This window comes from Nocardioides sp. ChNu-99 (assembly GCF_029493445.1).
GTDB lineage: Bacteria > Actinomycetota > Actinomycetes > Propionibacteriales > Nocardioidaceae > Nocardioides.
On the sequence record NZ_JAHWBL010000093.1, the window covers coordinates 1 to 6762 of the forward strand.

Annotated in this window: 6 protein-coding genes, 1 tRNA gene and 1 other RNA gene; 7 read left to right on the plus strand and 1 reads right to left on the minus strand. The window is 75.7% G+C overall.

Going from position 1 to position 6762, the window contains the following annotated elements; translation table 11 throughout:
* The 5 genes from KK617_RS18120 to KK617_RS18140 all read left to right on the plus strand — a co-directional run.
* Nucleotides 1–229, plus strand: a 229-nt coding sequence (locus tag KK617_RS18120) for a hypothetical protein (RefSeq protein ID WP_277501591.1), incomplete at its 5' end; no start/stop codon positions are given.
* A 136-nt stretch (nt 230–365) separates the two neighbouring features.
* Nucleotides 366–1718, plus strand: coding sequence for a type VII secretion integral membrane protein EccD (gene eccD, locus KK617_RS18125; RefSeq protein ID WP_277501592.1), 1353 nt, complete (start codon nt 366–368; stop codon nt 1716–1718).
* A 2-nt stretch (nt 1719–1720) separates the two neighbouring features.
* A complete protein-coding gene (locus KK617_RS18130; RefSeq protein ID WP_277501593.1) occupies nt 1721–3208 on the plus strand; it encodes a type VII secretion protein EccB in 1488 nt (495 codons plus the stop codon).
* The gene (locus KK617_RS18135; RefSeq protein WP_277501594.1) at nt 3205–4515 is read left to right on the plus strand and encodes a S8 family serine peptidase; all 1311 of its coding nucleotides are present in this window, start codon (nt 3205–3207) and stop codon (nt 4513–4515) included. Before KK617_RS18130 ends, KK617_RS18135 begins: the two co-directional genes overlap by 4 nt.
* 72 nt (nt 4516–4587) lie before the next feature.
* On the plus strand, nt 4588–5034 hold the full coding sequence (locus KK617_RS18140; protein ID WP_277501595.1) for a hypothetical protein: 447 nt from the start codon (nt 4588–4590) through the stop codon (nt 5032–5034).
* A 77-nt stretch (nt 5035–5111) separates the two neighbouring features.
* On the opposite strand, the gene KK617_RS18145 is transcribed toward KK617_RS18140, so the two are convergent.
* Nucleotides 5112–5200, minus strand: a tRNA-Ser gene (locus tag KK617_RS18145).
* A gap of 110 nt (nt 5201–5310) precedes the next feature.
* Between KK617_RS18145 and ffs the strand changes: the two genes are divergently transcribed.
* Nucleotides 5311–5401: signal recognition particle sRNA small type (ffs, locus tag KK617_RS18150), an RNA gene on the plus strand.
* A gap of 79 nt (nt 5402–5480) precedes the next feature.
* Nucleotides 5481–6762 (plus strand): DNA polymerase III subunit gamma and tau (locus KK617_RS18155; RefSeq protein WP_277501596.1); only part of this gene is annotated, 1282 nt, incomplete at its 3' end.

The window sequence follows — 6762 nt, forward strand, 5'->3', positions numbered from 1 at the left end:
CGGCGGTGCTGCTGGTCGCGGCGGCGCCGGCGGTGCCGGTGGCCGTGGTGCCGGCGCGGTGGGCAGCCGCGGTGGCCGGGGCGGCATGTCCGGGGCGATGGGTGCCGCGGGCGGTGCCGGTGGCCGGGGCGGCCGCTCGGGTCGCCAGGGCGCCGACGACCGGGACCACCTGCTCGTCGACGAGGACTGGATCGACGACGAGGCGACCGGGCCCGACGTCCTGAGGTGACGTCGGCGACGACGCTGACGGCCGGGCCGGGGAGGGGCGTTCGCCTCCCCGGCCCGGCCGTGTCACGACCGGTAGCATGCGGGTCGCTCGGAGCCGGCGGGGTCGCCGCGGCGGGCGCGAGAGGGGGAGACGCTCGATGAGCCAGTTGCAGACCGGTGCCTCGGGACTGGTCCGGGTGACCGTGGCGTCCGGACGCCGACGGGTGGACCTCGTCCTCCCCGCCGCCGTCCCGGTCGCGGAGCTCGTGCCGGAGCTGGCGCGCAGCGTCGGCCTGCTCGACGCCGCGACCGTGTACGGCGGGTACAAGGTCGTCACGCAGGACGGTCGCCAGCTGGCCGCCGACGCCGGTCTCACCATCCAGGGCGTCGAGGACGGCACCCTCCTCACCGTCAGCGCCGGCGTCGACGAGGAGCCCCCGCGGGTCTACGACGACATCGTCGAGGCGATGACCGACGTGGTGGAGCGCGAGCTCAAGCCGTGGCAGCCGGAGGCGGGCCGTCGTACCGCCCTGGGGGCAGCCGCCCTCCTCCTGCTCGTCGGCGCCTGGTCGCTGCTCCTGCAGACCGACGACCTGCTGGCGGGGGTGGGGGCGGCCGTGGTCGCCGTCGTGCTCGCGGCCGGCGCGGTCGTGCTCTCCCGCGTGCAGCGCGAGCGCCAGGCGGCGGTCGTGCTCGGGCTGGTCGGGTCGGTCTTCGGCGGCGTCGCCGGCGCGCTCCTCGGTGAGGGCGGCACGCTGACGGGGCCGGGAGCGGCGTACGTCGGGGTGGGCGTGCTCGCCGTGGCGCTCGCCGTGCTCATCGGCATCGACGACGGGCGCCCCCTGCTCGCGCCGCCGGTGCTCGTGGGCGCGCTGCTCGCCGTCGGCGGCTGGTTCGTCGACGTCACCGACCTCGACGCGGCCGTCGTGCTGACCGTCGTCACCACCTTCGTCGTCATCGCCGGCAGCGTCTTCCCGTGGCTGGCGCTCAGCGCCACGAGCACCCGGGTCGACCAGGTCGTCACCGTCGAGGACATCACGAACGACCCCGACGAGATCGACGCCGACCGCGTGCTCGCCGACGCCCGCACGGCCCACGAGATCCTCGTCGGCGTCTCGGCCTCGGTGGGCCTGCTCGTCGTGGTCGCGATCCCGTTCGAGGTGTCGCTCGGGCTGTTCGGCACGCTCGTGGCGGTGCTGTCCTGCCTCGTCCTCATGCTGCGCACGCGGCAGTACCGCACGGGCCTCGAGGTCTTCGTCGGGCTGGCCTCCGGCATCGTCGGCCTGCTCGTCACGGCCGCCGCGGTGCTCGTGATCCACCCCGACTGGCGGCCCACCACCGCCGTCGTCCTCGCCGCGGCGGGCGGGGTCGTGCTCGCCACGACCCTGGTGCCGTCCACTCCGTCCCTGCGCCGCGGCCGTCTCGGCGACGTCGCCGAGACGCTCGCCCTCGTCGCGCTCCTGCCGCTCCTCGTCCTCGCCATCGACGTGCTCGACGTCGTCGGGGGCTGAGCGTGGCCACCAAGCGGGACCTCGTCGAGGCCTACGGCTTCAGCCGCCGCCGCCTCGTCACCGCCTTCATCAGCGGGGCACCGGGCGGCCGCGAGGTCGAGCCCAGCCGCCCCGGGCGCGCCATCGTCGGGGGCATCGCGCTCACCGTGCTCGTCCTCGCCGCGGCCGCGGTCGTCGGTTTCCTCAAGCCGCGCGCCGACGCGGGCTGGGCCGACACCGAGGGCCTGGTCATCGTCGAGGAGAGCGGCGAGCAGTTCCTCGTGCAGGTCGACGAGGAGGGCGGCGACACGGTCCTCGTGCCCGTCGTCAACACCACCTCCGCCCGGCTCGTGCTCGGGCCCGACCTCGCCCCGACGACGGTGCCGCAGGAGGAGGTCGACCGCTACGCGCTGACCGAGACCGTCGGCATCCTCAACGCGCCGCCGTCGCTGCCGTCGCCCAACCGGCTGGTCGGCTCGGGCTGGACCGCCTGCACGGGTCGCGAGCAGGGCGTCCGGATCGCCGTGCAGGAGTCACCCGACGTGACCGTCGACGGCTCCGCCCAGGTCGTGCGGGTGGGCGAGGAGCACCACCTGCTCGCCCTCGGCCAGACCGACGAGGAGGGCAACGCGCGGGCCTTCCGGATGCAGATGCCCTCCGACCCGGCCGTCCTGAACGAGATGCTGGGGCTGTTGCGCGGCCCGGCGCTGGAGGAGGTCCCGGAGGTCTCCCGCGGGTGGCTCGACCTGTTCCCGGCCGCCGACCCGCTCGCCGACGCGTCGTTCGCCGTGGAGGGGCAGACGGGGCAGCCCCTCGCCGGGGTCACCCTGGCGAACGGCGCGCCCGCGACCGTCGGCACGCTCGCGACGTACAACGACGGCCCCGTCGTCCTGCAGGCCGGCGGCTACCAGCCGCTGGACGCGTTCGCGGCCGCGGTCTACCAGTCGCTGCGGGGGGCGGCGCCGGTCGAGGTGAGCGGCGACGTCGGCACCCGCGGCTCGGCGGCCGGCGACCCGGGCCGCTGGCCCACCGACCTGCCCGAGTTCGCGACCGGCGACCGCACCGACAGCTTCTGCGCCGTCCTGCGCACCCACGACGACGTGCCACCCACCGTCGAGCTGGCCGTGCGGCCCGGCGACGCCGCGGCGGCCGACGGGGTCCCCGTGGGCACCGTCGCTCCCGCCGTCCAGCAGGGACGGGGTGCGGTCGTCGACAGCGGCGGCTTCGGCCGCGGCGAGGCGGGCGACGCGTTCCTCGTCGACGCGCAGGGGATCCGCTACGCCCTGCAGGGCAACGCCCTGACCCAGCTCGGGTACGACGGTGGCTCGACCCCCGTCGTACCGGCCTCGTGGGTGGAGGGGTTCGAGTGCGGCGTCGCCCTGGCCCGCGAGGAGGCGCTGAAGACGCTGAGCCCGGACCGGCAGGTGGCCCAGTCCTGCCCCGGGCAGCGGGACGCGGACGGCGCGGAGGCCGCGCCGGGCGGCTCCGGGGGCACCGGGGGCACCGGGTGAGGTGGGGAACGGCGGCCGGCGCGCTCGCGCTCGGCCTGACGGTCCCCGTCGTCGGGCCGCTCGGTCCCGCGTCCGCGGAGCCGGCCCTGTGCCTCAACGCCTTCCAGGACGGTCAGCCGGTCACCTCCGACGAGGGCTCGCCCCTCGTCGAGCAGCTCGGCCTCGCCCAGGTGCGCGACGAGCTCGGCGTCGACGGCACGGGGGTGAAGGTCGCGGTCGTGGACAGCGGCGTGGGTGCGCGTGTGCCGGTCGACCTCGTCGGGGAGCAGGCGTTCGGCGGTGCGTCGCGCGGCACGCCCGTGGACCCGCACGGCTCGGAGGTGGCCGGCATCATCGCGGGCGCCCCGGTCGGGGGCGTCGCCGACCGCGGGGTCGGAGTCGCGCCGGGCGCCCAGATCGTCTCGCTGAAGGTGCTCGACATCGACGCGCAGGGCGAGCAGGCGGTCGCCCAGGCGCGGGAGCAGGGCCTGACCACGCTGACCCCCCAAGCCGTCGCCCAGGCCCTCGACTGGGTCGCTGCGCAGGTGCGCGGCGGCAACGACATCGGCGTCGTCAACGTGTCCCTGGGCGTCGACCCGGGTGTGGCCGGGACCGACGTCCTCCGTCCGCGGCTCGAGGCGCTGGCCGCTCTCGACGTGCTGGTCGTGGCGGCCGCGCCCAACGTGCCGCCGACCCAGGAGGGCGAGGAGAACGGGCTGACGCCCCTCGGGGACCCTCCCACCGAGGACCCGGCCGACGTGGTCGCCTACCCCGCCGGCTACAGCCCCGTGCTGCCCAACGTGCTCTCGGTGGGGTCCATGCCGTTCCGGGGCGCCGAGCCCTCGGACGGGACGCGCCCGTCGTACTTCACCGACGTCGTCGCGCCGAGCCAGGGCGCCGTCACCTACCTGCCGGACGGCAGCTCGTGCGCGCTCGAGTTCGCGTCGTCGTACTCGACCGCGGTCGTGAGCGGCGTCGCCGCGCTCCTGCGCCAGCGCAACCCCGACTGGACCGCGGCCGAGGTCGCGACGCGTCTGGAGGAGACCGCGGGTGGGGTCACCGACGCCCCGAACGCGTACGGCGGCGCCGGGGTCGTGCAGCCGTACGACGCGCTCACCCGCACGCTGCAGGTCGACCCCGAGACCGGGAGGGTGACGCGCAGCGCGTCCGCCCCTCGCCCCGCCACCCAGGCCGAGGCGCCGACGCCGCAGGAGGACCTGCTCGACGACTCCCGGCAGGACTTCCTGTGGTGGGGCCTCGTCGCGGGCGCGGCCGTGGTGCTCGCCCTCGTGCTGCGACCGGCGACCAGTCGACTGCGCCGCCGCTAGCCCGGCGAGACGCCCCGTCCTCACGTCGGACCGTGGGATCCTCCAGGTCCGACCGAGCCACCAGGGGGCCACGTGAGCACGACGCTCGACCACCGCGCCGACCGCGACCCGTTCGCCGCCACCCGCCGGTGGCCGCGCCGGGCCCGGGCGGTCGGCACCACGCTCGCCGTCGCCGCCGGGGCGGTGTGGGTGGTGACGTCGCCGCGGGGCGACGTACCCCTGCCCGGGCCGGACGCGACGCCCGAGGAGGTCGTCGTGGCCTACGCCGAGGCGATCAGCGCCCGCGACTTCGCGACCGCGAACGCGATCTCCCCCTCGGACGACCACGACCGGTTCAGCTGGCCAGGCTCGATCGACATCGAGCAGCTCCGCGAGACCCGCGGCACGCCGACCCGCCCGTGGGTCTTCTTCGACGCGGACTTCTCCGGCGACGCCACGATGCAGGACGGGCTGTGGGGCTACGTGCTGGAGCGTGGCGAGGACGGTCGCTGGCAGATCGTCGACGCGGGCGTCATCTGAGCCGGACGCGACCGGGCGGCGGGACGCAGAACGCCGGGACGGACCGTGGTCCGTCCCGGCGTCCGGGTCCTGCGCGATGGCGGAGGATAGGGGATTCGAACCCCTGAGGGCTGTTAACCCAACCCGCTTTCCAAGCGAGCGCCATAGGCCACTAGGCGAATCCTCCGCGAGGAGGGTAGCGGGTGGCGCTGGGACCGTGGAAATCGGGTCCCGCGCGTGCCGCGTCGGCAGGGGTCGTCTTGGACCCGTCCGCGCGCCTCGCCTACACTCGCCCGCAACCCCCCGTGCGGCGGCACCTCGCCCAATCCCCCCAGGGCCGGAAGGCAGCAAGGGCAAGTGAGCTCTACCGGGTGCGCGGGGGGCCTTTTCGTCCCCGGACGCCTGTCGTGGGCTCGCCGTCATCTCCGCCGTCGTCGTTGTCGGCGGCCCTCGTTAGGGTGCTGGTCGTGGAGTCACCCCTCGCGCTGTACCGGCGCTACCGCCCGGAGACGTTCGCCGAGGTCATCGGCCAGGACCACGTCACCGAGCCCCTGCGCGCCGCGCTGGCGAGCAACCGGGTGAACCACGCCTACCTCTTCTCCGGCCCCCGCGGCTGCGGCAAGACGACGAGCGCGCGGATCCTGGCCCGGGCGCTCAACTGCGAGCGCGCGCCGATCGCCGACCCGTGCGGCGAGTGTCGCTCCTGCACCGACCTGGCGCGCGGCGGGCCTGGCTCGATCGACGTCATCGAGATCGACGCCGCCTCCCACGGTGGCGTGGACGACGCCCGCGACCTGCGGGAGAAGGCGTTCTTCGCGCCGGTCCACAGCCGCTACAAGGTCTACGTCATCGACGAGGCCCACATGGTGACGACGCAGGGCTTCAACGCCCTGCTCAAGCTGGTGGAGGAGCCGCCGCCGCACCTGCGCTTCATCTTCGCCACCACCGAGCCGGACAAGGTCATCCCGACCATCCGCTCGCGCACCCACCACTACCCGTTCCGCCTCATCCCGCCGCGGCTGCTGTCGTCGTACCTGGGGGAGCTCTGCGCGAAGGAGGGCGTGCCGATCGAGCCGGCCGCCGTGCCGCTCGTGGTGCGCGCCGGGGCGGGCTCGGCCCGCGACACGCTCTCGGTGCTCGACCAGCTCATCGGTGGTTCGGGGCCCGACGGCGTGACGCACGCGCTGGCGACGGCGCTGCTCGGCTACACGCCCGACACGCTGCTCGACGAGGTCGTCGACGCGTTCGCCGCGGGCGACGGTGGCGGCGTCTTCGGGGTCGTCGACAAGGTCATCGAGACGGGGCAGGACCCGCGTCGCTTCACCGAGGACCTGCTGCGCCGCCTGCGCGACCTCGTCATCCTGGCCGCCGTGCCCGACGCCGCGACCACGGGCCTGCTCGACGTCGCGCCCGACGTGGGCGAGCGCCTGACGGCCCAGGCCGCGCGCTTCGGCGGGGTCGAGCTCAGCCGGGCCGCCGACCTCGTCGCCGCCGGCCTCACCGAGATGCGCGGTGCCACGGCCCCCCGCCTGCTGCTCGAGCTCATCTGCGCCCGCGTGCTCCTGCCGGGCGCCGACTCGACGAGCGACGGCGTGATGGCGCGCCTCGACCGCCTCGAGCGCCGTCTGGCCATGCCGGGGGGTCGTCCCGACGGGGGTACGCCGGTGCTCGCCCCCGCCGCTCCCGCGCCGGCCGCTCCCGCCCCGCCGGCGCCTGCTCCGGCCGGGCGCCCCGCGACGCCGGAGCCCT